General features: G+C 48.0%; 24 protein-coding genes, 1 tRNA gene and 1 riboswitch. Of the genes, 13 read left to right on the plus strand and 12 right to left on the minus strand.

The annotated features are described in order from the left end of the window. The first annotated feature begins 445 nt into the window (after positions 1-445). A tRNA-Arg gene (locus ACJAYR_RS14965) sits at positions 446-522 on the plus strand. A 47-nt stretch (positions 523-569) separates the two neighbouring features. On the opposite strand, the gene ACJAYR_RS14970 is transcribed toward ACJAYR_RS14965, so the two are convergent. From ACJAYR_RS14970 to ACJAYR_RS14995, 6 genes are all read right to left on the minus strand, one after another. Next, complete coding sequence (locus ACJAYR_RS14970) at positions 570-749, minus strand: DUF3012 domain-containing protein (RefSeq protein WP_169546296.1); 180 nt, start codon at positions 747-749, stop codon at positions 570-572. A gap of 57 nt (positions 750-806) precedes the next feature. Further along, positions 807-1,673 (minus strand): OmpA family protein, encoded by an 867-nt coding sequence (locus ACJAYR_RS14975; RefSeq protein WP_415237351.1) that lies wholly within the window; start codon positions 1,671-1,673, stop codon positions 807-809. A gap of 307 nt (positions 1,674-1,980) precedes the next feature. Then, positions 1,981-2,394 carry a hypothetical protein gene (locus ACJAYR_RS14980; protein ID WP_415237352.1) on the minus strand — a complete coding sequence of 138 codons (414 nt, stop codon included), beginning with the start codon at positions 2,392-2,394 and terminating at the stop codon, positions 1,981-1,983. A gap of 94 nt (positions 2,395-2,488) precedes the next feature. Further along, a complete protein-coding gene (locus ACJAYR_RS14985; RefSeq protein ID WP_169546293.1) occupies positions 2,489-2,707 on the minus strand; it encodes a DUF3126 family protein in 219 nt (72 codons plus the stop codon). A gap of 13 nt (positions 2,708-2,720) precedes the next feature. After that, positions 2,721-3,209 (minus strand): cold-shock protein, encoded by a 489-nt coding sequence (locus tag ACJAYR_RS14990; protein WP_415237353.1) that lies wholly within the window; start codon positions 3,207-3,209, stop codon positions 2,721-2,723. A 126-nt stretch (positions 3,210-3,335) separates the two neighbouring features. Further along, a complete protein-coding gene (locus ACJAYR_RS14995; RefSeq protein WP_415237354.1) occupies positions 3,336-4,100 on the minus strand; it encodes a CbiX/SirB N-terminal domain-containing protein in 765 nt (254 codons plus the stop codon). Between the two features lie 364 nt (positions 4,101-4,464). Between ACJAYR_RS14995 and ACJAYR_RS15000 the strand changes: the two genes are divergently transcribed. The 5 genes from ACJAYR_RS15000 (at position 4,465) to ACJAYR_RS15020 (ending at position 10,417) form a co-directional block, all read left to right on the plus strand. After that, on the plus strand, positions 4,465-5,508 hold the full coding sequence (locus ACJAYR_RS15000; protein WP_415237355.1) for a C4-dicarboxylate TRAP transporter substrate-binding protein: 1,044 nt from the start codon (positions 4,465-4,467) through the stop codon (positions 5,506-5,508). Positions 5,509-5,567: 59 nt separating this feature from the next. Then, positions 5,568-6,254: a TRAP transporter small permease subunit gene (locus ACJAYR_RS15005; protein ID WP_415237356.1), complete on the plus strand. Its 687-nt coding sequence runs from the start codon at positions 5,568-5,570 to the stop codon at positions 6,252-6,254. Further along, positions 6,254-7,561, plus strand: coding sequence for a TRAP transporter large permease (locus ACJAYR_RS15010; RefSeq protein ID WP_169546288.1), 1,308 nt, complete (start codon positions 6,254-6,256; stop codon positions 7,559-7,561). The genes ACJAYR_RS15005 and ACJAYR_RS15010 overlap by 1 nt, the downstream gene beginning before the upstream one ends. Before the next feature lie 140 nt (positions 7,562-7,701). Next, positions 7,702-8,868, plus strand: a complete 1,167-nt coding sequence (locus ACJAYR_RS15015; protein ID WP_415237357.1) for an acyl-CoA dehydrogenase family protein — start codon at positions 7,702-7,704, stop codon at positions 8,866-8,868. 10 nt (positions 8,869-8,878) lie between these two features. Beyond that, entirely contained in the window at positions 8,879-10,417 is a 1,539-nt protein-coding gene (locus ACJAYR_RS15020; RefSeq protein ID WP_415237358.1) for an AMP-binding protein, read from the plus strand. Positions 10,418-10,464: 47 nt separating this feature from the next. Here ACJAYR_RS15020 and ACJAYR_RS15025 read toward each other — a convergent pair whose 3' ends face one another. Both ACJAYR_RS15025 and ACJAYR_RS15030 read right to left on the minus strand, forming a co-directional pair. After that, a complete protein-coding gene (locus ACJAYR_RS15025; RefSeq protein ID WP_415237359.1) occupies positions 10,465-10,980 on the minus strand; it encodes a 6,7-dimethyl-8-ribityllumazine synthase in 516 nt (171 codons plus the stop codon). Positions 10,981-11,067: 87 nt separating this feature from the next. Further along, positions 11,068-11,209: riboswitch (FMN riboswitch) on the minus strand. Positions 11,210-11,288: 79 nt separating this feature from the next. Next, positions 11,289-11,654, minus strand: coding sequence for a response regulator (locus tag ACJAYR_RS15030; protein WP_169546284.1), 366 nt, complete (start codon positions 11,652-11,654; stop codon positions 11,289-11,291). A 67-nt stretch (positions 11,655-11,721) separates the two neighbouring features. Here ACJAYR_RS15030 and ACJAYR_RS15035 point away from each other — a divergent pair, with 67 nt between their 5' ends. From ACJAYR_RS15035 to ACJAYR_RS15060, 6 genes are all read left to right on the plus strand, one after another. Then, entirely contained in the window at positions 11,722-12,072 is a 351-nt protein-coding gene (locus ACJAYR_RS15035; protein WP_415237360.1) for a hypothetical protein, read from the plus strand. A gap of 101 nt (positions 12,073-12,173) precedes the next feature. After that, positions 12,174-13,502: a deoxyguanosinetriphosphate triphosphohydrolase gene (locus tag ACJAYR_RS15040; protein WP_415237361.1), complete on the plus strand. Its 1,329-nt coding sequence runs from the start codon at positions 12,174-12,176 to the stop codon at positions 13,500-13,502. A 118-nt stretch (positions 13,503-13,620) separates the two neighbouring features. Then, complete coding sequence (locus ACJAYR_RS15045; RefSeq protein WP_415237362.1) at positions 13,621-14,751, plus strand: DUF2336 domain-containing protein; 1,131 nt, start codon at positions 13,621-13,623, stop codon at positions 14,749-14,751. A gap of 163 nt (positions 14,752-14,914) precedes the next feature. Next, a complete protein-coding gene (locus tag ACJAYR_RS15050; RefSeq protein WP_415237375.1) occupies positions 14,915-15,544 on the plus strand; it encodes a DNA-binding response regulator in 630 nt (209 codons plus the stop codon). Between the two features lie 98 nt (positions 15,545-15,642). Continuing rightward, complete coding sequence (locus tag ACJAYR_RS15055) at positions 15,643-16,251, plus strand: 2-hydroxychromene-2-carboxylate isomerase (protein WP_415237363.1); 609 nt, start codon at positions 15,643-15,645, stop codon at positions 16,249-16,251. Then, entirely contained in the window at positions 16,248-17,186 is a 939-nt protein-coding gene (locus ACJAYR_RS15060) for an alpha/beta hydrolase fold domain-containing protein (protein WP_415237364.1), read from the plus strand. Before ACJAYR_RS15055 ends, ACJAYR_RS15060 begins: the two co-directional genes overlap by 4 nt. 678 nt (positions 17,187-17,864) lie before the next feature. Here ACJAYR_RS15060 and ACJAYR_RS15065 read toward each other — a convergent pair. The 3 genes from ACJAYR_RS15065 to ACJAYR_RS15075 form a co-directional block, all read right to left on the minus strand. Continuing rightward, positions 17,865-18,887, minus strand: a complete 1,023-nt coding sequence (locus ACJAYR_RS15065; protein WP_415237365.1) for a Fe(3+) ABC transporter substrate-binding protein — start codon at positions 18,885-18,887, stop codon at positions 17,865-17,867. Between the two features lie 165 nt (positions 18,888-19,052). Then, positions 19,053-20,171 carry an alanine dehydrogenase gene (gene ald / locus ACJAYR_RS15070; RefSeq protein ID WP_415237366.1) on the minus strand — a complete coding sequence of 373 codons (1,119 nt, stop codon included), beginning with the start codon at positions 20,169-20,171 and terminating at the stop codon, positions 19,053-19,055. Positions 20,172-20,199: 28 nt separating this feature from the next. Further along, positions 20,200-21,525, minus strand: a complete 1,326-nt coding sequence (locus tag ACJAYR_RS15075) for an aspartate aminotransferase family protein (protein ID WP_415237367.1) — start codon at positions 21,523-21,525, stop codon at positions 20,200-20,202. Positions 21,526-21,681: 156 nt separating this feature from the next. On the opposite strand from ACJAYR_RS15075, the gene ACJAYR_RS15080 reads away from it, so the two are divergent. Beyond that, positions 21,682-22,230 (plus strand): cupin domain-containing protein, encoded by a 549-nt coding sequence (locus tag ACJAYR_RS15080; protein ID WP_415237368.1) that lies wholly within the window; start codon positions 21,682-21,684, stop codon positions 22,228-22,230. Here the strand turns inward: ACJAYR_RS15080 and ACJAYR_RS15085 are convergent. Further along, the gene (locus ACJAYR_RS15085) at positions 22,227-23,288 is read right to left on the minus strand and encodes a quinone-dependent dihydroorotate dehydrogenase (protein WP_415237369.1); all 1,062 of its coding nucleotides are present in this window, start codon (positions 23,286-23,288) and stop codon (positions 22,227-22,229) included. The two genes, ACJAYR_RS15080 and ACJAYR_RS15085, sit on opposite strands and share 4 nt — an antisense overlap. Position 23,289 lies beyond the last annotated feature (1 nt).

A 23,289-nucleotide genomic window follows, 5' to 3' on the forward strand; every position in this document is an offset into this window, starting at 1 on the left:
AAGTCTGGAGGTAACCACCCAGGCTCAGTTTGATTTTGTCTGCCGCATTTGCGGAACCTGTAGTCAGGGCTGTAGCAGCAAGCAAGGCTGTCGTACCCAATACGATTTTTTTCATCTTAATCTCCACCGACACAGCAGACGCTGAGTGTGTTTAAGGGAAGGTCAAAGAGACCCGTACCGTACATCAGGAAGAACGTGCTATTCCTTCTTTTACTGCCGAAGCCCTATCGAATAAAAGTGTTGATGAACCCACGTACGAAGCAGCAAAAATCTGAGCTTCTATATGTGCCTTTTCCGCAACATTACAAATTTGTACATTTTGGCCGCCGAATGGACTCCAACAGGCATGAATCTCAGCCGTTTATTAGGTCAACGCTACATTTCATATAAGCTGCGAATAAAAGCGCTTGCGTTTTCAAGGCCGTTCCAAATATGTATAGGCAGTGGCCCCGTAGCTCATCAGGATAGAGCATCAGATTCCTAATCTGGGGGTAGCAGGTTCGAGTCCTGCCGGGGTCACCATCTCTATTGAAACATGGTGACCGACCTGCTGGAATAACGTGCAGCCCTTAAAGGACGCAGTTTTTTGTGAACTCAGCCAACTCATTTGTTGACCAGTCACCTTTTGGCTTTTCTTTCATCGCGTCGCACCATTCTTTACTGCCAACTTCGGGCGAGCAAGCAGATACGAGAACAGAAAAAGCAATTAAAGCAAAAACGCTTACCAAAGATTTGATAACAGACGGCATTACTGCCTCCTCAGTTAAAAAAGGCGTGAGTATAAAACTCACGCCTGATTAGATGGATTATTTGCTTTCGATTGTAATAACCGCACGACGGTTTTTCTGGTTCTTCACGCCATCCGCTGTTGGCACGCCAAGACGGTCTTCACCGTAGCTCCGCATGATCACATTTTTCGGATCAAGTCCCATGTCCATCGCCATGACTGCCAGAGCTTCTGAACGACGGGTTGAAAGCTCTTTGTTGTAGGCTGCGGAACCAGAAGTATCCGTATAACCTGCAATCGTTACGCGAGGGCGTTTAAAGTTGCTGACATATCCAACAGCCTCTTTAATTTTGCTGTCTGAACCAGGAAGCATTTTAGTGCTGTCAAACTGGAACAGGATTTCCCAGCTTTTTGCTTCAGCCATTGCTGGTTTCGGTGCAGGGGCTGGCGCTGCTGGTTTTGCAACCATCATTGCTTTGTCGACTTCTGCCATTGCAGCAATGAAGGCATCCCGACACGCTGCGATATGGTCAGGCTGGAAATTTTCTTCCTGTTCCTGTACCCAGCAATCGAAGCTGGTTTGAGCGCGTGCAAGCTGCGCTGTTGCTTTCTGAGGAGCGGTTGTGCTCAGAGCTTGTAGAAGGCGACCATGGGCACCGTTCATCACAGACTGACGATCTGTTGGGATCTTCCAGTTACGTGGATCGTATGGTCCGACTGTTGCACCAGATGCTGCCACCATCGCTTTTTCAGCGAAGCGATCCGAGTCTGTATAATCGCCCTCACCATATTCCCCTTTTGAGAGAGTAATATAATCGGCATAAAGCGCCTTGTTGAAGGCCGATCCAGTTGCATCCAGGTGCTCGGCTTCACCAAGTTTACCGCCACAGGCTGCGAGGGCCATTGATGCTGCTCCAAGAACAGCAAGGGTAATTACGTTTTTCATATCTCTCCCCTAAATTTGAATAGGACTAGTCAAAAAATAATACGGTATGAGCTTGTTCTTTAATGTTGAACGCGAATAATTAGATTATTCAACAAATACTCAAATGAATCTCTCCGCCATTAATAAAAAGCTACTATGTCTTTCCTTAGATGAAAATAAGAAACTGAAAACAATAATCAACAAAGAGTGACAAAAATGAACCAGTTTTCATACTTTTGTAGAATCTGAGCAAGAAAAAGCAGCTATTTTTATAAGCATGTTACTCAGGTCATCAAAATCCACTGATGACAAATAGTATCGCGCATTTTTATTTTAAAACCGGGCGCGCGGCGTATACACCTCCAGTAGGCTGTCCCCAAGGACCCCGGCTTGAGATGACAACCCATTTAAGAGGGTATCGACTTTTTTGGGTGATTTCAATGTACTCACCCCTCTTCAGAGACACAATAAGCTGTCCCTTTACCGAGCTTTTTTGAAGGTTGCATCTGACGGCATCAGCGGGAAGCCAGATGGATACCGGTACCTGCCCCTGAATACGATGCCGCGCCTCCGCCCCCCGTTTTTTCTTCAGGTAGCAATCCCCCGAAAATACCTGACCTGCATCTCCGTTGACAGAAAGCTCTATCATTCCGTCGATCGCAAAAGCCTTGGGCGCACCAAAAAGGGCGAAAAGTGCCAAAAGCACATTCAAGACACCAATTTTTGTATAATTCCTGCTCATCCGGGGAAATTATAACAGATTAATGGCAAAAAAAAGAAAGGCCAGCGTCAAGCTGGCCATTTTCTCCTGATCTTTGAAGGATCCTAACCGGAAACTAGGATGTTTCGGGCAAATCGATATCCAGGATCGTCATGTGAAACGCGAAAGAAATCTCGCCCTCATCCTCGTCGCGATACACAACGCCGATGAATTCATCTCCAAGCATCACTTCCGCAGTACCGTCAGACGGACGACGCTCTTTAACAACAAAGTTTTCGTTTCCGAATTTTTCGCGCAAGTAGCGTTGTACGCGCAATGATTCTGTACGTGTCATGGTCCGCTCCAGCCTATTGCAGAACTTCGAGGCTATCCGCGATAGGACCTTTTAGACCCTGACGGATTACACATTTTACTTTGGTATCGACGCCGAAGTTTTCCATTTCAACCTCAGAACGTTCCAGCATATTTGTGTGAATAAAAACATCAGCGCCGCCACTATCTGGAGTGACAAAACCGTATTTATGTTCAGGAACAAAAGCTGTGACAACACCTTCGATTTCGACCGCTTGCCCCACGGGACTTGCGCCAGCGCCTTCTTCAGGCTCGTGAATGGCGGCGACCTGCGGGCCTCTATCTCCTTCTGCCAGATCACAGATGATCCGCATACCTTCAACAAATTCGGTATAGGACGTATCCTGCAAAACCGAAATATGGATAAAGGCATCTGGGGAGCCATCTGATGGCGAGACAAAACCAAACCCTTTGGCTTCGTCGAAGAATTTGACAGTTGCTGCAATTTTCTTGCGAACAACCCTAGAAGATTTGCGATCACTCATCCGTTACGGACCTCATTCATTAAATATTCCCCTGCAATACAGAAAAACAGGGCAAAGCTCAATCGTTTCTGTTCAATTAATCCAGTAATTGAATAAATACGTTACTTTTATGCAAAAACCGAAGCCTTATCGACCCTCATTATATTGGGCAATCGATGTCTCAACAAGTCTTACCATGTCAGCCTGAAGACCGACCGGTCCGGTATAAATCCACTCACTCTCATCAACACCCCGGGCAACCGCCCCTTCTTTAAGCGCTTTCGGAACATCCTCCATGGAATGCGGACCCTCAGCAGCAAACAGGCCCAGCACGATTGTCAAACGGCTTGGCTCAGATCTCTTTTGAGCCCAATCACTGACAAAAGGTTCTTCTTCAAGAAAAACTTCTCTCACATCAGCGAAACGGTCCGTATGGCGCAGAGCATCCGCATGAAGAAGGGTCGCCTGCCGAGACGCTGGCGACTTCGATGAGCCATGAGCCGCTATAACAATATCGGCTTGCGCTTCTTGAATACTATGCTTTTCACAGACCTCCCGCGCAACCTTCAGCAGCAGATCACTCATTTGCGGCAGCATTCCAACCGGGGGACATAACATAACCAGCCCCCGTTCGTCCTGCATCTGATTGTGCCTCATTCCGAAAAGCTGCCGAATTCTCGGCCCCGAAAAATAGCCATCACTCATGAAGAAAGGAACGATGAAAAAATCGCCTTCTGGTCTCTGTGGAAGCGGGGCACCATCGGATAGAAAATAGGTCATGACATCTGAAAAATGACCTTTTGCGCGCAATGTTTCTGCGTGATCGGTAATGGCTTTTTTCGCCTGATCAGTTTCGCTGGACCCGTGGCCAACAAGTAATAGGGAGGGCAATTTTTTAATTTTTTCTCTCACTGCAGTCTGGTGCCTGATCTTCCATATGATGAACCTTTCCCGATCTTCAAGACGCTTCAATAAGATCAGAAGAAAACCGAGTTTCGCGTGCTTTCGTTCACTTCCCGGATAATGATTCTGCATCGTGGAACACTACGATAGAATTATGTGATGTGTAACAGGAAAACTACTCTCACTTAGCGGGCATTTAGGCAAATAGACCCGACGTTTCCCCCCAAATCCTATTAGCACACTGGAAATAACACTGTTTTGTTCCATCAAGTCTGAACATCGTGTTGAAATCACTAATAATCCGTGCTTAAGTTACCTCAATTGTTCCTAAAGAAAACAATAGACATCCACAGGGTAAGGGAGACCTAATATTATGATTAAAAAGACATTATTGTCTGTAGCTGCTGTAACGACCGTTGCAGGCTTCGCATTTGGTGCAAGTGCCGCTGATATGGTGGACGGACCGAAAGTAAAATGGAACCTTTCCGTTTGGGGTAAGCAGCGGGCATTTACCAAGGGTATTGAAACCCTCCGCGACATGGCCGACGAACGCACTGGCGGCAAATTCAAAATCAAGATCCATTATGGTGAGGCCCTCTCAAAATCCAGAGAAAACCTTGACGGTATCAAGCTTGGTGCCTTTCAGATGGCGATGTTCTGCTCTCCTTACCACCCTGACAAAAACCCAACACTGACGGGTCTGGATCTTCCGTTCCTCCCATTCCCTAACCTGCGGGTTCAGGCCGCTGTGCATGATGCATACTATCAGCACCCTGAAGTAGCCAAAGATCTGGCACGCTGGGATGCTTACCTCCTGATGAGCTCTCTTCTGCCTCAGTATGAGTTCACTGGCGTTGGTAAACCACCACGGACATTGGAAGACTGGAAAGGAAAGCGGGTTCGCGCTTTGGGTGGCATTGGTAAAGCGATGACAAAACTCGGCGCTGTTCCAACAACAGTGACAGCTTCAGAAACCTATACATCACTGGAACGCGGCACTGTTGAAGCAGCATCCTTCCCGTTCACATACGCCCACGTTGCGTACAAGCTGACGGATGTTGGTAAATGGTATACAGCGAACCTCTCACCAGGCGCTGTAAACTGCCCGGTTGTCGTGAATATTCCAGCGTGGAAAGCTTTGCCAGAACAGTACCAGAAACTGCTTTTAGACGCCAAAGCACCTGCTTATGATGCGTTGATTTCTGCCTATGAAGCCGCAGATGCCAAAAACCTTCCTATGATGAAGGAAAAAGGACTTGAGGCAATCACTTATTCAGACGAAGAACTGGCTGCATTCCGCAAAGCGGGCGCAAAACCAGTTTGGGATGATTGGCTTGCAAGCATGAAAGAAAAAGGACTTCCTGGTCAGGAACTTCTGGATCTCATCATGACAACTGCCGCGAACGCGTCTAAGTAAGACTGTATCCAATCAAGGGGTCTGATTTTTCAGACCCCTTCTTTTATTGAAATATCATCATGAACACACAAATTGCTAGTTCGGGCCCGCCTCCGAAAGGGGCGTTGGCTGCTTTTGATCGCTTGTTTTCAAGGTTCGAAAATATCCTCAACGCTTTTTCGGCAATTGCCATCTTTGGCGTTATGCTTCTTGGTGTAACTCAGGTATTTGGCCGTAAATTCTTCAGTTTACCCATTCCGGGTTACATTGATTTCATTGAACAGAGCATGGTTGTTTTTGCCTTTTTTGGCATCGCTTACTGCCAGCGTCTAGGCGGGCATGTTCGTATGGACTTGTTCATGGCCAAATTCAGAGGAAGAATGCTTTATTTCTTTGAAGCTTTTGCCACAATTGTCGGCCTTTTCGTGATCACGATCCTGATCGAAAACAGCTGGCTGCACTTCATGCGCGCCTACGAGTTTGGCGATTCCACAATGGATATCGGACTCCCAATCTGGCCAGCGAAATTAATCATTCCACTTTCATTCTGTGTTTTGTGGGTTCGGTTCGCCGTTCAAACTGTTGGGTTCATAAGACTGTTCATCTTCCCCTATGCCCAGATTATTGCTGTTCCCGTTATCGAAGATGTGGAAGAACAGGCCCGCCATGAAATTGCGGATGCTTTGGGTGAAGAAGCCGCTGCAAAAGCTCAGTTTGATGAAAATTACAGACGAAAAAACAAAAAAACGAGTGGAGGTGTAGAATAATGGAACTTGATCCACTCACAACTGGCGTCATTGGTATGGGCGCCCTTATGTTAATGGTGTTCTTGGGTGTTCGCGTCTATATCGCAGCCACCATGGTCGGCATGCTGGGCATTGTTTCAATCATTGGCTGGGACGCAGGAACCGGCATTGTAGGAACCATTCCCCATTCGAAATCAACGCTCTATTCCCTGAGCGTTTTGCCAATGTTCATCCTGATCGGTTATTTGGCATTTCATGCCGGCATTACGACGTCTGCTTTTGATGCTGCCAAAAAATGGTTTGGCTGGGTTCCGGGCGGACTGGCTGTAGCGACTGTCTTCGCTGCTGGTGGTTTTGCTGCCGTCTCGGGCGCAAGTACGGCAACAGCGGCTGTGTTCAGCCGGGTTGCTATCCCAGAGATGCTGAAAGCAGGGTATGATCGACGGCTTGCAGCCGGCGTCGTCGCCGCAGGCGGAACCCTTGCATCCCTGATCCCTCCCAGCGCTATTTTGGTGATTTATGCCATTATTGTGGAACAATCTGTCGGTGCTCTTTTGCTGGCCGGTTTCATTCCAGGCATTGTATCGGCGTTAATCTACGCCGTTATCATCATGGGCCGGGCGACCGTCAACCCAAAGTTGGGCCCACCCGTCCGGGGATACACCTTTTCTGACCGAATGAAATCTCTGCCAGGCACATTGCCGATTGTCGCTGTTATTGCGATTATCTTCAGTGCCATTTATGGCGGTTGGGCAACACCGACGGAAGCCGGTGCACTTGGTGCGTTTGTTGTCTTCATTCTGGCCCTGATACATGGTATGCGCACCAAAGCGCTCAAGGATGCTCTGTTTGAAACTGCTAAGCTCTCCGTGATGATTTTTTCCATCATCTGGGGCGTTTTGGTCTTCGTTCGCTTTCTGGGCTTTTCGGGTCTGCCTGAAGCGTTTGCCGAGTGGATTTTGGGTCTCCCCCTGCCCCCCACCATGATCATCGTCATGATCCTGTGTGGGTATGCAATTCTGGGTATGTTTATGGATGCAATCGGTATGCTTCTTCTAACATTGCCAGTTGTATATCCGGCGGTTATTGGGCTGGGTTATGATCCGATCTGGTTTGGTATCATCGTCGTTAAGATGGTTGAAATCTGCTTGATTACACCACCGATTGGATTGAACTGTTATGTCGTTAATGGGGTTCGACCGGATATCCCCTTAGCGGATGTGTTCCGCGGGATCGGGCCGTTCTTTGTCGCGGACGTTCTGACGGTCGCGCTGTTTATTGCCTTCCCATCTCTCATCCTGTGGCTGCCTCAGCAAATGCTGAATTAGCCATAGATTGATCCAGAGACATAAAACGCCCGGCATTCCCTGTCGGGCGTTTTTTTTGCCCCGCAGATATCCTTGCGAAACCACAAGAATTCAGGCAGTCTGAAAACAATCAAAAAAAAATAAAAAATGGAGATTTTCCAATGGATTTTTCGTTGTCCGAAGAACAAGAAGCCATCCGCGATAATGTAGCGGCCTTATGTAGCCGTTTTGACGATGCCTATTGGCGAGACAGGGATAGAACCGGCGAATTCCCCAACGATTTTCACAAAGCAATGGCTGATGCTGGATGGCTTGGTATCACAATGCCCGAAGAATATGGCGGTGCGGGATTAGGCGTTACAGAAGCGGCCATAATGATGCACGAAGTTGCCAAATCATCCGGGGGTATGTCGGCAGCGTCCTCCATTCACATCAATATATTTGGCCCTCATCCCATTGTCGTATTTGGCAATGATGAACAGAAAAACCGGTTTTTGCCGCCCCTGATCAAAGGGGAAATCAAGTCCTGTTTCGGCGTCACCGAACCCAATGCCGGCCTGAACACGACCAGCCTGCAAACCCGCGCCGTAAAGACCGGCAATCATTATATCGCTAATGGTCAGAAGATGTGGACAACAACCGGTCAGGAAGCCGACAAGATCATGCTCCTTGCCCGGACAACCCCGAAAGAAGACTGTAAAAAATCAACGGATGGTCTCTCATTGTTTTTTACGGATCTGAACCGTGAATACTGTGACGTCCGCGTTATCGACAAGATGGGCCGGAAATCAGTTGATTCCAATGAGGTTTTCATTAACGACCTGCCCATTCCGGAAGAGGATTTGATCGGGGAAGAAGGCAAAGGCTTTTATTACCTCCTGCACAGCTTAAATCCGGAAAGAGTGCTGGTGGGCGTTGAAGGGGTCGGCCTCGGCATGAACGCGTTGAAAAGGGCCGCTTCTTATGCAGCTGAACGTGAAGTGTTTGGTCGCCCGATTGGCCAAAACCAGGGTATTCAACATCCACTCGCTGAAAATTGGATGGAACTTGAAGCGGCCCTGCTCATGGCGATGAAAGCCGCTTACCTGTATGACAATGGCGAAGAATCCGGCACCTATGCCAATGCTGCTAAATATTTAGGAGGCGAGGCTGGTTTCAAAGCCTGTACACAGGCTGTTATGACCCATGGCGGTGTGGGATATGCAAAAGAATTTACAGTGGAAAGGCTGATGCGCGAAGTCATGATTTGCCGGATCGCTCCGGTGAGTCCTCAGTTGATTTTATGCTACATCGCCGAAAAGGCTCTTGGCTTACCGAAGTCTTACTAGGAGAACGCGCATGCATATCCGGGATTTCGCACAAAGCACACCCAACAAGCCCGCCATCATCATGGCAGGTTCAGGAGAGACAATCACTTACAAGGAGCTGGACGAGCGGTCCAACCGTACGGCCCAATATTTTCGGTCGTTAGGACTTGAGATCGGAAGCCATATTGCCTTCTTAATGGAAAATCATAGCCGGTTTCTTGAAATTTGCTGGGCGGCACAGCGGGCGGGCCTATACTACACAGCAATTTCTTCGCGGCTTTCAGCAGACGAAGCCAGTTACATCGTTAAAGATTGCGGCGCGCGGCTTTTCATCACCTCAGCGGCCAAAGCTGATTTGGCAGACGAATTAATAAACTCCGTCGATTCTGTCGATACTTGGCTAATGCTGGATGATACGCGACCGGGATACTTGTCGTATGAAACCGAAATTTCCAATTTCCCCAGCACGCCGCTTGCTGATGAATGTGAAGGCGCTGATATGCTGTATTCATCGGGGACAACAGGCAAACCCAAGGGTATCAAACCAGCCGAAATTGGAAATCCGATCGGCTCAGAGGATAACCTCTATAACGTGCTGAAGGGGCTCTACGGCTTTCATCAGGACGCGCGATACCTATCACCGGCACCGCTGTATCATGCGGCGCCGCTGCGATACAACATGCGGGTACAGCGGTTTGGAGCAACCTGCATCATTATGGAAAATTTCGACGCGGAAGAATATCTTAAACTGGTAGAGCACTACAAAATCACTCATGGCCAACTTGTTCCCACCATGTTTGTCAGAATGCTCAAGTTGCCCGAAGAAACACGCCTTAAATATGATGTTAGCAGCCTCGAAGTCGCAATTCACGCAGCGGCTCCGTGCCCACAAGCCGTCAAACAAAAGATGATGGACTGGTGGGGCCCGATCATTCACGAATATTACGGGGGAACCGAAGGCAATGGGTACTGTACCGTCAACCCACAAGAATGGCTTAGACATCCCGGTACAGTGGGTCGGGCTGTTATTGGCACACTTCATGTTGTTGGTGAGGATGGTGAAGAGTTGCCAAACGGCGAAACCGGAACAATCTATTTTTCTGACGGAAAGGATTTTTCCTACCACAATGATCCGGAACGGACCGCCGAGAACTATAATAACAAAGGGTGGAGCACGTTAGGAGACGTTGGATATATTGACGATGACGGTTTCCTGTTTTTGACGGACCGAAAAAGTTACATGATCATTTCCGGGGGCGTGAATATATATCCTCAAGAGATTGAAGACCTTCTGATTACTCACCCAAAAGTCTATGATGCGGCTGTATTTGGCGTACCGAATGAAGATTTTGGTGAAGAAGTCAAGGCTGTCATTCAGCCTGTTGAATGGTCGGAAGCCTCGCCGGATCTTGCAGCCGAGCTGACCGAATTCTGCCGCAGCAAAATAAGCCACATCAAATGTCCAAGATCCATTGATTTCGAGAAAGAGCTTCCCCGTCATCCAACGGGGAAGCTCTATAAACGACTTTTGAAAGATCGATACTGGCAGAAAGGCGCTGTACCGGCCTGATACAATGAACGCCGTTCCTGCGCCCGATGGGCAGTGAGCAGGAACGGTCAGGAGGCCAACCGGGCAGTATCATCGAATATGGCCATATTCTTCAACGTCTGAAGGGCTGCGTTAGCGGCTTCTTGGCCTTTAAGGACAAAATGGTCTCGGAAAAAGTCCATATGCGCCGGAACTTCCTGAAAATTATGCGGTGTCAAAACGACAGAAAGAACAGGAATGCCGCTATCAAGCTGTACCCGCATCATGCCTTCCAGTACTGTCGCCGCGACAAAATCATGGCGGTAAATGCCACCATCCACGATCAGGCCAGTGGCCATAACCAGATCATATTGTCCGGTTGCTATAATTTTTTGTGCCATCAGAGGGATTTCCAAACTTCCCGGCACATCAAATACTGTGATGTCCTGCTCGTCTATTCCGCCTTTCACCAAATCATCAGTAAAAGACTGGCTCGCTTTTGAAACAATATCGATATGCCAGTTAGCCTGAATTATCGCTATTTTTCGGGATGAGCTTTTGACCTGAGACAGGACACCAGACGATTTTTTATTATCTTGGATCATTTTTTTGCCTTGTGTTAGTGACTATCAAAAACTCAAGGCAAGAAACCATGAACGCTGCCGCAGATACAAGCCTGCTAGCCTTCATTAGTCTGTTCTCTTCCATCCGGACTATAACCGTCGGCTCTGGATTCACACCAGATCTGCTGACCCTGCATAACAGGCGCTCGCGGGCTTTGATCCGAAGACCATTACCGCCGGTAGGGACTTTCACCCTGCCCTGAGAACATTACACCCTCATTGAGAGGTAATATTGACTATATCCTTCCATATAAAGGAGGAATTATCAAGAGTGCAAAAACCGCATGGGCTTAAGAAAGAGCGGCTCGCAGATCAGCAAGACTGATAGGTTTGGTATAACTTTGAACAGAGACCAGACCTTTAGCGCTTCCAATGGTTTTGGCGAAGTCAACATAGTGAGGATTATACCCCGTAACGACCATGATCTTGGCGTCACAGCCCTGCTCCGCGAGCCAGTTTACCAGTTCAATCCCCTCGACACCCGGCATAACCATATCCAGGATAATTACGGTCGGCTTGAAGCTAAGATACGACTCTTTAAACACATCCGCCTGATCAGTCACACTGACTTCATAGCCCAAGCCTTCAGCAACCTGACGGACAAAATCGGCAAACATTTTCTCATCATCGATGATTAACGCACGTTTTTCACTCATTGCTTTACTGACTGTCTTTCCATACCTTCTCCCACGATACATTACGTTACGCGGATGGGAGTCTTCAATGTCTGAAGAAGAATTCACCATAATTGTTAAAGAAGCAATTAATTATAATCAACTAAACCGGTATTTTTTATCAAAAACCGGCAAAATAGAGACGGCAAAAGATCATTTTGATCTGATGCCGGATTTAGAAAGCATACGCGCTGACAAGGCTTCAGATGGTGGTTTGAAACTCTCTCACGCCCAACGTCGCATGTTAATTTTGCTGGTTGCTCTTTGGGATGGGCGGTATGCGGATGACATTTTTAACGAAGGGATCGGTAGTCTTAGCAAAATGATTCACTCAATGGATCGCGGAAACCGTGAGCTTTTCGCAGATTTGATTGTGACTTACCCAGGCTGGGGTTCATAAACGCACTCGAAATAAGCCCCTGTTAAGAATATGGAACATAACCTACATATAAACTGGGCCTTATTAGATGGCAGGCAACGAAACCGAGAAAGAAATATACGATGATGGATTGGAACAAGCTCCTTTCGACCAAACGGTTCAGTCAGGACACAATAGATCCCATTTCGGCGTCTCGCAGTCCCTTTCATAAAGATCAGGACCGAATCGTTTTTTCCTCGGCGTTCCGCAGGCTTCAGGACAAAACGCAGGTTCATTCCCTCATTGAAAGCGATTATGTCCGGACCCGCCTTACCCATTCCATGGAAGTCGCCTCGGTCGGCCGATCTTTGGGAGCCAACGCCGGGCAGGTTGTCATTGACCGATATCTTAAGGGGACAAACTACACTCCTGCAGAATTTGGCCATATTGTCTCTGCGGCCTGCCTAGCCCATGACATTGGAAACCCGCCTTTTGGTCACTTTGGTGAGGATACGATGCGCCACTGGTTTGAAACAGGCCCCTTGAAACAGGGGCATCTGGACGAACTGACGGACGCCGAGCAACGGGATTTCCTTGAATTTGAAGGCAATGCCCAAGGGTTTCGCATCCTGACCAAGCTGCAAAACTGGCGGAATAATGGAGGGCTTCGCCTGACCTATGCCACTTTAGGCACGTTTATGAAATATCCCCGGATTTCAAGTGTCAGCAACCTGATTGAAGATGATTACGCGGGGAAAAAATTTGGAATAATGCAATCCGAATTGGACAGCTTTAAAGAGATTGCGTCTGATCTTGGCCTTATTCAAAGGGGCCATGAAAGTTACTGGTGCCGGCATCCATTGACCTATCTGGTCGAAGCCGCTGACGATATCTGCTATTCGGTCGTCGATATTGAGGATGGTTTCAAACTGGGCCGCCTCGAATTTGCCGAAACAGAGGACATTATGCTCCGTATTTTGGGGAATGCTCCGCATCGATATACTGAGCTCACTGAGAAGTCTGAGAAAATTTCCTATCTCAGGGCAAAATGCATCGGCCATCTGATCGGCGAAGTTTCGCAGATTTTTGCTGACAATGAAAAGGTCATTCTGGAAGGAAACTACAAAGGGGATTTACTCCACCATTCGTCAAATGCATCCATTTTTTCAGAGATTGAAAATCTATGTAAACGACATATTTTTAATCATAAGGAACGGATACAGGCAGAATTGAGAGGATCTGAAATTCTCACCTCTATTCTAGACGCTCTGTTTACAGCAAATCTGGAATGGGAAGCCTTCGACGCAAACGGCACAAAACTTTCACCACGTTCCCATGTGATTTTGAACCTCTTTCCCGATAAGGAAAAGAAACCACGCTATGAATGGCTTCTGGAGATGACAGACTTTGTCTCTGGTATGACAGACTCTTTTGCCGTTCGGCAGTTCAAAGACCTAAAAGGCTACATTTAGTAGTAATTTTATATTTTTGAACTACCTGAACGGGGGCTCTTATGAATTCATTAATACATTTTTGTTAATTTAGGTAGCACTTAATTTCTTTTCTCCTTTTAGAAGGGGTGTATCTGCAATGCATTACCGTGATCCCAATATCGGAGAGCGGATTGAAAATCTGTTCAGCACAATGACCGTTTCGTCCCGCGTGACAACGGCCAGAACAGTGGCGCATGACTTCGCGTCCGGGACAATGGAAGCAGATGACTACAAACTGGCCGAACAACTGCTGACTTTTCTCGTCAATGACATTGAAGAAGATGTTCGGCAAGCCATCGCCGAACAGGTTCAAAGCTATCATGATTTACCCAAAGAAATCGCCATGCAACTGGCAATGGATATAAACAGCGTTTCCCTGCCAATTTTGAAAAACTCGACCGTTCTAGAGGATCGCATTCTTATCCAAATCCTCAAATATGCAGAAGATATACGTCAGGTGGCGATTGCATCGCGCTCCGAGTTAAGTGAAACAGTGACCGATGCGATAGCCGAATTTGGCTGCTACGATGCCATTGTTACATGTCTGGAGAATGAAACAGCAACAATAGGGCGTCATGGTTTTAACAATATCATCATTCGATTTACCCATGACGATGAAATCCACGAACTCATTGTAAAACGCCCCCACCTGCCAACGGAAACGATCAACCAACTCAGTCACATTATTTCTGAAGAATTAAAAGAACAACTGTTTCAGTCCTATCCGATCCCTGAAGAGGTCGCGACACGGATGATGACAAATGCTCAGGAAAAAACGCTCTATGACCAGATAAAACGCCGGAACAGCTTAATCGATAAGCAAAAGGCCGGAAGGCAACTCTTCGCGGACGGCCGTTTATCGCCGACTCTCATCCTGCGGAGCCTGTTGGAAAATGACCTGACCTTCTTCACAATCGGCCTATCGCTCGTCTCTGGCATATCTGTTCGTCGGGTAACGGCCCTCGTTTCTGACAGAGGCCCCCTGGGCCTAAAACGTCTCTATGAAAAAGCCGAACTCCCCCCCTATCTTTATCTGGCTTTTAAGACCGCATTGCAGGAAAGTGCGAAATTGAAGTCCCAGCACCCACATAGTAACGTCCGCAACAAACAGGGAATTATGATTCAAAAGATTGCCCGTGCTTATAATTTTGACGAAGCGATTTCGATGGAAAATCTACTGGAAAAGCTCCTCCCTCATCCCAATATACCGAATGGAAAGAGCCTTTAAATGACCTGCCATAAAAAAGCCTAAATGCCCCAACAGGGTATGCTGCCATAACTCAAAAAACCGGCCTCAAAGGCCCTGTCGGCAACAATGATCAACTCCCGAAAATTGTCTATAATTGACATCCAACCACAACCCAAGAAGAGAAGGAACAGAGAATTTGCGTGTGCTTGTCGCTGACAAACAAGACCTTTTTCGTTTCGGGCTTATTTCTGTTCTGAAAGAAGTCAGTCCGCAACCGCTAATAATTGACGAAAGCAGCCGCTATAAAGAGCTGGTAGAATTGCTCATGGCATTTTCATATGACTTGATTATCGTCAGTGTTGAAATTCTTCAGGGAGAAGGGTTCCAATCGCTCAATTCTTTTCGATCAGACTATCCGGAAACGACGGTTCTGGCCATCACCAGCGATCCATCCTACCAAGGAACAACGGACGCACGGCTTGCATCATTTAATAAAATCATCTCAACGACAGCGTCCAAACAAACCTATGTTGATATTTTAAAGCCAATCTTACAAGGCCCTGCTCGAAAAACCAACGATGTGCGGCCACCGTCCCTGAAAGAAAACGCAAACAGTTTTTTGAAAGCGCAAGGACTGACAAACCGTCAAACGGATGTGCTCAATCTGATTGCCGATGGTAAAAGAAATCGTGAAATTGCCCAAATCCTCGGCTTGTCGGAAGGAACGGTAAAAGTCCATGTTACCGCAATATTTAAAGCGCTCGGTGTAAAAAACCGAACCCAGGCCATGTTGCTCGCGGGCAAGAGATCTGAAAAGCCGCCAAAAAAATGAAACGTAACTGAGCCTAGACAAACGATGAACCGCAGGCCAAAATACCTTTAATATCAAGATCGGCGCACAAACAAATAACAAGAACGGCAGGGTATTTGATGACCATCACTATTGATTATTACGCGAGCCTTTCCTCTCCCTGGACCTATTTCGGGCATGATCGATTTTGTGCTCTCGCGAAAAAATATGGCGCCACAGTCAATTTTTGTCCGGCTGAGTTTACCACCATTTTCAGTGCCACAGGCGGGCTGCCTCTGCCAAAGCGGTCACCAGAACGACGGGCCTATCGGTATCAGGAACTCAAACGGTGGCGGGAAGAATTGAATATGCCTCTTAATCTTGACCCCAAATTTTTTCCGGTTCCACATACAAAGGCCGCTCTAGTTTGTATGGCCTTGAAAGCAGAGGGCGGGAATGTCCTCGATCTTGCCAGCGCATATTTAAAGGCTGTCTGGGTGGAAGAGAAGGATATCACAGACGATGCAACCGTCATTCAGGTCGCCAATGATCAAGGCCTTAATGGACAGACCCTTTTTTCGGTTGGACAGTCTGCAGAGATTCAATCTCAGTATGAACAACTGTCACTAGAGGCGATAAAGAAAGGGGTGTTCGGCGCCCCAAGTTACGTCATTGATGAAGAAATATTTTGGGGACAGGACAGACTGGCCTTTGTAGAAAAAAAATTAGAGAGAGTCACCAAGCCATGAATTTGGACCCGCAGGCAAAATGGGTTCTGGATATCGCCGAGCAGGTAGGCGCCCCCCCGTTTGAAGAGATGACAGCAACAGAAGCCAAAGCCGCGTATGAAGAAAGGGCGGTCAAGCTGACGAAAAAAGACGTGCCCACAGGAGGCATCACCGACCTTACAATCGACGGGCCGAACGGCGCGATACCAGCCCGCCTGTATAAACCTGTTGATGCAGCAGAAAAACTGCCGGTTCTGGTTTACTACCATGGTGGCGGATGGGTTGTCGGAAGCCCTGATACCCATGATGCGCTTTGCCGAAGTATTAGTAATCAGGGTCCCTTTATCGTTCTGTCTGTTGACTATCGGATGGGGCCAGAAGCAAAATTTCCAGCGGCCATTGAAGACGCCTATGCTGCCTACCAATGGACAATTGCCTCCATCAAAGGCCATGGTGGTGACCCTGCCCGCATTGCCGTTGGCGGCGACAGTGCTGGCGGCAACATAAGTGCCGTAATCAGTCTACTAGCGCGGGATAATTCAATACAGAGCCCGACCGCACAATGGCTTATCTACCCCGCGACAAACATGGAAATGCAAACCGCTTCCCATAGGGATTTTGCTGACGGTTATTTTCTGACAAATGCTCTTATGACTTGGTTTCAAAATCATTATTTACGGGGAGCGGCCGATCGGGGCGACTGGCGTGCCTCCCCTTTAATAGCCGACTCGCTTGCAAATCTTCCGCCTGCGCTTATTCAGACTGCCGGGTTTGACCCTTTGAAAGATGAAGGAAAGGCCTATGCCGACCGAATGAATGCAGAAGGTAGTAAAGCCGCCTATACGGATTATCCCGGCATGATCCATGGGTTTATTAACCTGGGCGGTGCCATCGATGCAGCCCAAACCGCCATCGACGAAGGGGTCACCTATTTGCAACAGGCTTTTAACCGTTAAGTAAAACACCCTTATCCATCTGAGATCGTTACTATAGTGAAAGCCCCTGACCTTTGATCGGGGGCGCCGCCCCTGACGACATAACGACAAAAAGCCATCACGTACATAGACGATATGACCAGATCTAAAAGATACCCGCAAAATGTATCGTACACGGCAAGACACGGACGGAGCCATCAGGATTCGCCACAACGAAACTCTGATCTCTGTGATCATTGGAAATTGAACGAATATTTCGATGCTCGTGGGTGCCACCATAGACTTTGCAACGTTGCCACCTGATTCAGTGACAAAACCGGGCTTCACTTAACAACAGGATGAGTGATGATTATTTACGGATTGGAAGTTCCGTTAATAACAGCGCGTTATCCCATGCGGGCTGGGCTAATACAAAATGAATTTGAAAATTGGCATATTTTTGCACCTGCCGGATCACAGAAGCCCCTTTTGATCACTTGGCGACTATGTTAGGCCTAACAATTATGACCATACATTTGTGATTTGCGTCGATGCCCGTTAAGTCCCAACCTTCAGGGAGAGCTCTCAATTAATAGCCTGTTATTCAAAGCAAGCGAGCCCACGACAACTTATCGCCAGGAAGCCGCACATCTCCACAACGAAAAAAGGGCTGCAGGAAAGACATCCTGCAGCCCTTGATCAGGCTTTATTGGTCAACAACTAGCGCCAGCCAACACGGTCAAAGATTTTAACAGCTTCGACCTGTTCAGCCGCGACTTTATCCAAACCAATCGCATCAGCCTTAAAGTTCCCCCAGCCGGCGACAGTTTTATCCAGCTTTACCCCTTGTTTGACTGGATATTCATAGTTGGACGATGCATAAAATTCCTGCGCTTTTGTATCAGACAAAAACTCAATCAACTTTATGGCTTCAGCCTTATTTTTTGCAGATTTAGTGACCGCAGCGCCTGAAATATTCACATGTGCGCCCCGATCTTCTTGGTTAGGCCAGAACATGGCGACCTTTTTCACAGCGTCCAACTGGACCTTGTCCTTGGCATTCTGCATTTTGCCGTAATAGTAGGTATTGCCGATTGCAACATCGCACTCACCGGCAGCCGCGGCTTTAATCTGATCCCGGTCCCCGCCTTGTGGCTTCCGGGCAAGATTTTCCTTGATGCCCGCGGCCCATTTTTCCGCTTCAGCTGATCCCTTATGGGCAATCATAGCCGCTAGCATGGACTGATTATACACATTGCTGGAAGAGCGAACACAAATGCGGCCTTTCCATTTTGGATCCGCAAGATCCTCATAAGTTGAAAGTTCGGACGGCTTAACCCGATCTGTCGCATAGTAAATGACACGGCTTCGAACTGTGAGGCCATACCAAACACCTGCAGGATCCCTGTATTGCGCCGGGATATTCTGCGCAAGCTTGTCAGAAGAAACCGACTGTAGAACACCGGCATCTTTATGCGCTTTCAGGCGGCTGATGTCTGTTGTCAGGATCGCATCTGCAGGACTGTTCATGCCTTCAGATTTCAACCGTTCCAACATTCCTTTTTTCGCAAAAACAACATTAACTTTAATGCCGGTTTCTTTCTCGAACTCATCCAGAATCGGTCGAATCAATTTTTCCTGGCGGTAGGAATACAGATTTACTTCCTTAGCATACGCAGTTGCAGAAGCCGTCAGACCAGCGACAGCAGCAGAAGCGGCAAGAAAATAGGCTGAAAGGCGCATTGGAGTTCCTTTAATTACTATTAAGAATTATTATCAATTACTAACCCGTCTTAACACCTTCCCATTCTCAAAGCAACTGATTATGAGTATCGTTCGCAACTAAAGGCGTAAAAAAAAAGGGATGGTGGCGCCATCCCCTTTTTTGTCTTTGATAATTCAACGTGTTTACGCTGCCAGTACCTCTTTTACAGGCACATAATTTTTTCCCAGATCACGGGCGACAGCTTCATTGGTCAGTTTCCCGCAATGAACGTTGAGGCCTTCTGCAAGATAAGGGTTGTCTTTCAATGCCTGCTTGTAGCCTTTATTTGCCAATGCCAAGGTAAAAGGCATTGTCGCATTATTAAGGGCAAATGTGGACGTCCGCGCGACACCACCCGGCATATTAGCGACACAATAATGAACAACACCGTCAACATTGAAGGTTGGTTCAAGATGGGTTGTTGCCCGCGATGTTTCAAAACATCCACCCTGATCGATCGCCACATCCACAACGACGGAACCGTTCTTCATTTTTTTCAGATGATCAGTATTAACCAGCTTGGGCGCTGCGGCCCCTGGTATAAGAACAGCACCGATCACCAGATCCGCCTGAGTTACATATTCATCAACCGTATCCACGCTGGAATAAATCGTTTTCAGCTGCGGACCATACAGACCATCCAATTCACCAAGGCGGGCCAAAGAATTGTCCAGAACAGTCACATTTGCGCCCATTCCCATTGCCATTCTTGCCGCGTTGATACCCACAACACCACCACCCAGAACAACAACATTAGCGGCAGGAACACCCGGAACACCGCCCAGAAGAACCCCTTCTCCGCCCTGACGCATTTCAAGGCAATGAGCACCAGCCTGAATGGACATACGACCAGCAACTTCGCTCATCGGGGCCAGCAAAGGCAGACCACCGCGTGGGCTTGTCACCGTTTCATAGGCAATCGCCACACAACCAGATTTCAGAAGCGCTTCTGTTTGTTGCGGGTCTGGCGCCAGATGCAGATAAGTAAACAGCAACTGCCCTTCACGAAGCATAGCGCATTCATTTGGTTGCGGCTCTTTCACTTTTACAATCATTTCAGCCTTAGCAAAGATCTCTTCCGCTGTTTCGACAATCTTGGCACCGGCTTTTTGGTAATCTTCGTTGGTCAGGCCAATCTTTAGCCCTCCATCCTTTTGAACCATTACCTCATGGCCCGATGACACAGCTTCGCGCACGGCACCGGGGGTCATACCAATACGGGATTCCAGAGTTTTAATCTCTGCGGGAACACCAATTAACATTTTACCATCTCCTGAAAATAAAGTTGAACTAGGCGATCTCGCTGAGAACGGTTCTGATTGTGTCAAAGATTTGATCGATATGTTCTTTTTCGATAATTAACGGTGGTGACAGAGCGATAATGTCACCGGTCGTGCGAATAAGGACGCCTTTTTCATAGCATTTCAGGAAAGCCTCAAATGCGCGCGCGGTTGGTTTTCCTTCGATTGGCTCTAACTCGATTGCACCGATCAGGCCCAAATTCCGAAGATCAATCACATGAGGGCACCCCTTAAGAGAGTGAACTGCATCTTCCCAATATTGCGCCAACCCGTTCGCCCGCTCGAACAATCCTTCTTCCTGATAACAGTCCAGCGCGGCAAGACCCGCAGCGGCGGCCACAGGATGACCGGAATAGGTATAGCCATGAAACAATTCGATCATATTATCTGGCGCATCCATGAAGGTGTCATAGATGGTTTTGGAGCAGGCGACCGCACCCATTGGAATTGTACCGCCTGTCAGCCCCTTGGCCATCGTGATCAAATCAGGTTGCACACCGAAATAATCAGTTGCAAACGCGGAACCCAAACGGCCAAAACCGGTAATCACTTCATCAAATATAAGCAGAATACCGTGTTTATTACAAATCTTGCGTAGTCGTTCCAGATAGCCTTTTGGGGGCATAATAACGCCCGTTGAACCCGCTACCGGCTCGACAATGACGGCTGCAATATTAGACGCGTCATGCAAAGTAACCAGTTTTTCCAATTCATCAGCAAGCTCGGTTCCATATTCAGGTAAGCCCCGAGTATAGGCGTTCTTTTCAGGAATATGCGTATGCGGCAGATGATCGGCTCCGGCCAGCAACGGGCCAAAGGTTTTACGGTTGGAAACGATACCACCAACGGTTATTCCGCCAAATCCCACGCCATGATATCCGCGTTCGCGGCCAATAAACCGTGTCCGTGTTCCCTCTCCGCGCGCCCGGTGATAGGCCAAAGCGATTTTCAGGGCCGTATCGACTGATTCAGACCCTGAATTCGTAAAGAAGATATGATCCAATCCGTTCGGCAACATTGCCGAAACGCGCGCAGCAAGTTCAAATACTTTTGGGTGGCCCATCTGGAAGGCTGGCGCATAGTCCATTTCCGCAATCTGTTTGCTGACCGCCTCAACGATGCGTGGCTCTGCGTGACCCGCATTACAGCACCAAAGGCCCGCGGTGCCGTCAAGCACCTGACCGCCTTCTGCATTTGTATAATGCATCCCTTTTGCGCTTACGAGCATACGGGGGTTGGATTTAAACTGCCGATTGGCAGTGAACGGCATCCAGAAAGCATCCAGATTGTTTGGCACAGCGTTTGAACTAGACATTGCAGTCTCCCAGTTAAAGTATTGAAACGAACGGTATCAACAGCCTTAAACAGCACAAGAAAAAAATGAAAACCAATAAAACAGCCATTTTCAGCTTTTCTTCCTGATTTCCATGTTTAAAATAATAAACACTATTTAGAATCATGGAGCCTTTGAATGGATATTGATATCGGCGCACGGCTACGCTCCTTAAGAGCTCAATACGGCCTATCACAGCGAGAACTGGCAAAACGGGCGGGCGTCACAAATGGTACGATTTCCATGATTGAGCAAAACCGATCCAGTCCATCGGTTGGCTCATTGAAAAAGGTACTCGATGGGTTCCCTATTCCAATGTCAGATTTCTTTGCTAGCGACTTTTCCTCTCGCCGGAAGATTTTTTATTCTAAAGAAGAACTGACGCGGATTTCTGAAGGCAAAATCGAATATAAACAGGTTGGCCGAGACCTCACGGGAAAAGCACTTCAGGTTTTACATGAAACCTATCCACCTGGTGCGGACACGGGACGCAACATGCTCAGCCATCAAGGCGAAGAAGCCGGCATCATCATAAAAGGAAAACTCGAAATCACAGTTGGCGCCGAAAGAAAGGTCTTAAAGGCGGGTGATGCTTTTTATTTTGAAAGCCATCACCCTCACAGGTTCAAATGCATTGGTGACGAAACTGCAGTTGTCGTCAGCGCCTGTACACCGGCCAGCTTCTAAAGCGGGTTGTCGGCCCCAACCGCATCAGCAACCGATTTATAACCGTCGGCCCGTAAAAGTTGGGCAAGTCCCCCGGCCATTTTAACGGCCAGATACGGCCCCTCATACACCATCGCTGAATAGAACTGAATAAGGGACGCACCGGCAAGAATACGCGCATACGCATCTTCTGCACTACTAATGCCACCGACGCCCACCAACGGTATTTTCCCCGCGGTTGCAATACGCATATCCTTCAACAGATTGAGGGAAAGAGCCTTCAATGGTTCTCCGCTCAGCCCCCCGACTTCTGTTCGTTGATGATTGCGCAAATCATCCGGACGGGTAATCGTTGTATTGCTGATAATCAGACCGTCCAATTTGGATTGCAGCGCGACCTCAGCAATATCCGATTTATCCTCATCCGTCAGATCAGGAGCAATTTTCAATAACAACGGAACAGGCTTACCTTCAGGCGGGATATCCTGACGGGCCTGCATCAAACGCCCCAAAAGATCTTCTAGTTCCCCCTTACCCTGCAAGGCCCGGAGGCCCGGCGTGTTGGGGGATGAGATATTCACTGTCACATAATCAGCAAGAGGTGCCAACCGCTTCAACCCTGTCACATAGTCACCGATACGGTCTTCGCTCTCTTTATTCGCCCCCAAATTGGCCCCGACGATACCGGCACGCCTTGGGGCTGCAAAATTGCTGGCAGCGACATCAAGGCCCTCGTTGTTAAAACCCAGCCGATTGATAACCGCCTTGTCCTCTCGCAACCGAAAAACGCGGGGCTTCGGGTTGCCAGGCTGAGGCTTCGGGGTCACGCTTCCTGCTTCGACAAAGCCAAAGCCAAGCCCCAGCAAAGCATCCAGCACATCACCATTTTTGTCATATCCTGCCGACAGCCCTATCGGAGAAGGAAAAGAAAGGCCAAAAACACTGGTTTGCAATACCGGATCATGGGTCGAAGGAGCGCTTTTAAGCACTCCCATTTTCAGGCCCATGATAGAAAGCTTGTGCGCTTTTTCTGCATCCAACGTGAATAAAAGCGGCGACAAAACTGAGTAGAGGGACATT

This window comes from Sneathiella sp., from assembly GCF_047631475.1.
In the GTDB taxonomy this organism is placed as follows: Bacteria; Pseudomonadota; Alphaproteobacteria; order Sneathiellales; family Sneathiellaceae; genus Sneathiella.

What these genes read in the sequence shown, in the direction of transcription:
- ACJAYR_RS15015 (WP_415237357.1), top strand. Translation starts at nt 7,702, where the DNA reads ATGGATTTTTCGTTGTCCGAAGAACAAGAAGCCATCCGCGATAATGTA.
- ACJAYR_RS15020 (WP_415237358.1), top strand. Translation starts at nt 8,879, where the DNA reads ATGCATATCCGGGATTTCGCACAAAGCACACCCAACAAGCCCGCCATC.
- ACJAYR_RS15040 (WP_415237361.1), top strand. Translation starts at nt 12,174, where the DNA reads ATGATGGATTGGAACAAGCTCCTTTCGACCAAACGGTTCAGTCAGGAC.
- ACJAYR_RS14985 (WP_169546293.1), bottom strand. Translation starts at nt 2,707, where the DNA reads ATGACACGTACAGAATCATTGCGCGTACAACGCTACTTGCGCGAAAAA.
- ACJAYR_RS15010 (WP_169546288.1), top strand. Translation starts at nt 6,254, where the DNA reads ATGGAACTTGATCCACTCACAACTGGCGTCATTGGTATGGGCGCCCTT.
- ACJAYR_RS15005 (WP_415237356.1), top strand. Translation starts at nt 5,568, where the DNA reads ATGAACACACAAATTGCTAGTTCGGGCCCGCCTCCGAAAGGGGCGTTG.
- ACJAYR_RS14975 (WP_415237351.1), bottom strand. Translation starts at nt 1,673, where the DNA reads ATGAAAAACGTAATTACCCTTGCTGTTCTTGGAGCAGCATCAATGGCC.
- ACJAYR_RS14970 (WP_169546296.1), bottom strand. Translation starts at nt 749, where the DNA reads ATGCCGTCTGTTATCAAATCTTTGGTAAGCGTTTTTGCTTTAATTGCT.
- ACJAYR_RS15065 (WP_415237365.1), bottom strand. Translation starts at nt 18,887, where the DNA reads ATGCGCCTTTCAGCCTATTTTCTTGCCGCTTCTGCTGCTGTCGCTGGT.
- ACJAYR_RS15030 (WP_169546284.1), bottom strand. Translation starts at nt 11,654, where the DNA reads ATGAGTGAAAAACGTGCGTTAATCATCGATGATGAGAAAATGTTTGCC.
- ACJAYR_RS15045 (WP_415237362.1), top strand. Translation starts at nt 13,621, where the DNA reads ATGCATTACCGTGATCCCAATATCGGAGAGCGGATTGAAAATCTGTTC.
- ACJAYR_RS15000 (WP_415237355.1), top strand. Translation starts at nt 4,465, where the DNA reads ATGATTAAAAAGACATTATTGTCTGTAGCTGCTGTAACGACCGTTGCA.
- ACJAYR_RS15075 (WP_415237367.1), bottom strand. Translation starts at nt 21,525, where the DNA reads ATGTCTAGTTCAAACGCTGTGCCAAACAATCTGGATGCTTTCTGGATG.
- ACJAYR_RS14980 (WP_415237352.1), bottom strand. Translation starts at nt 2,394, where the DNA reads ATGAGCAGGAATTATACAAAAATTGGTGTCTTGAATGTGCTTTTGGCA.
- ACJAYR_RS15025 (WP_415237359.1), bottom strand. Translation starts at nt 10,980, where the DNA reads ATGATCCAAGATAATAAAAAATCGTCTGGTGTCCTGTCTCAGGTCAAA.
- ACJAYR_RS15080 (WP_415237368.1), top strand. Translation starts at nt 21,682, where the DNA reads ATGGATATTGATATCGGCGCACGGCTACGCTCCTTAAGAGCTCAATAC.
- ACJAYR_RS15060 (WP_415237364.1), top strand. Translation starts at nt 16,248, where the DNA reads ATGAATTTGGACCCGCAGGCAAAATGGGTTCTGGATATCGCCGAGCAG.
- ACJAYR_RS15035 (WP_415237360.1), top strand. Translation starts at nt 11,722, where the DNA reads ATGTCTGAAGAAGAATTCACCATAATTGTTAAAGAAGCAATTAATTAT.
- ACJAYR_RS15085 (WP_415237369.1), bottom strand. Translation starts at nt 23,288, where the DNA reads ATGTCCCTCTACTCAGTTTTGTCGCCGCTTTTATTCACGTTGGATGCA.
- ACJAYR_RS15055 (WP_415237363.1), top strand. Translation starts at nt 15,643, where the DNA reads ATGACCATCACTATTGATTATTACGCGAGCCTTTCCTCTCCCTGGACC.
- ald (WP_415237366.1), bottom strand. Translation starts at nt 20,171, where the DNA reads ATGTTAATTGGTGTTCCCGCAGAGATTAAAACTCTGGAATCCCGTATT.
- ACJAYR_RS14990 (WP_415237353.1), bottom strand. Translation starts at nt 3,209, where the DNA reads ATGAGTGATCGCAAATCTTCTAGGGTTGTTCGCAAGAAAATTGCAGCA.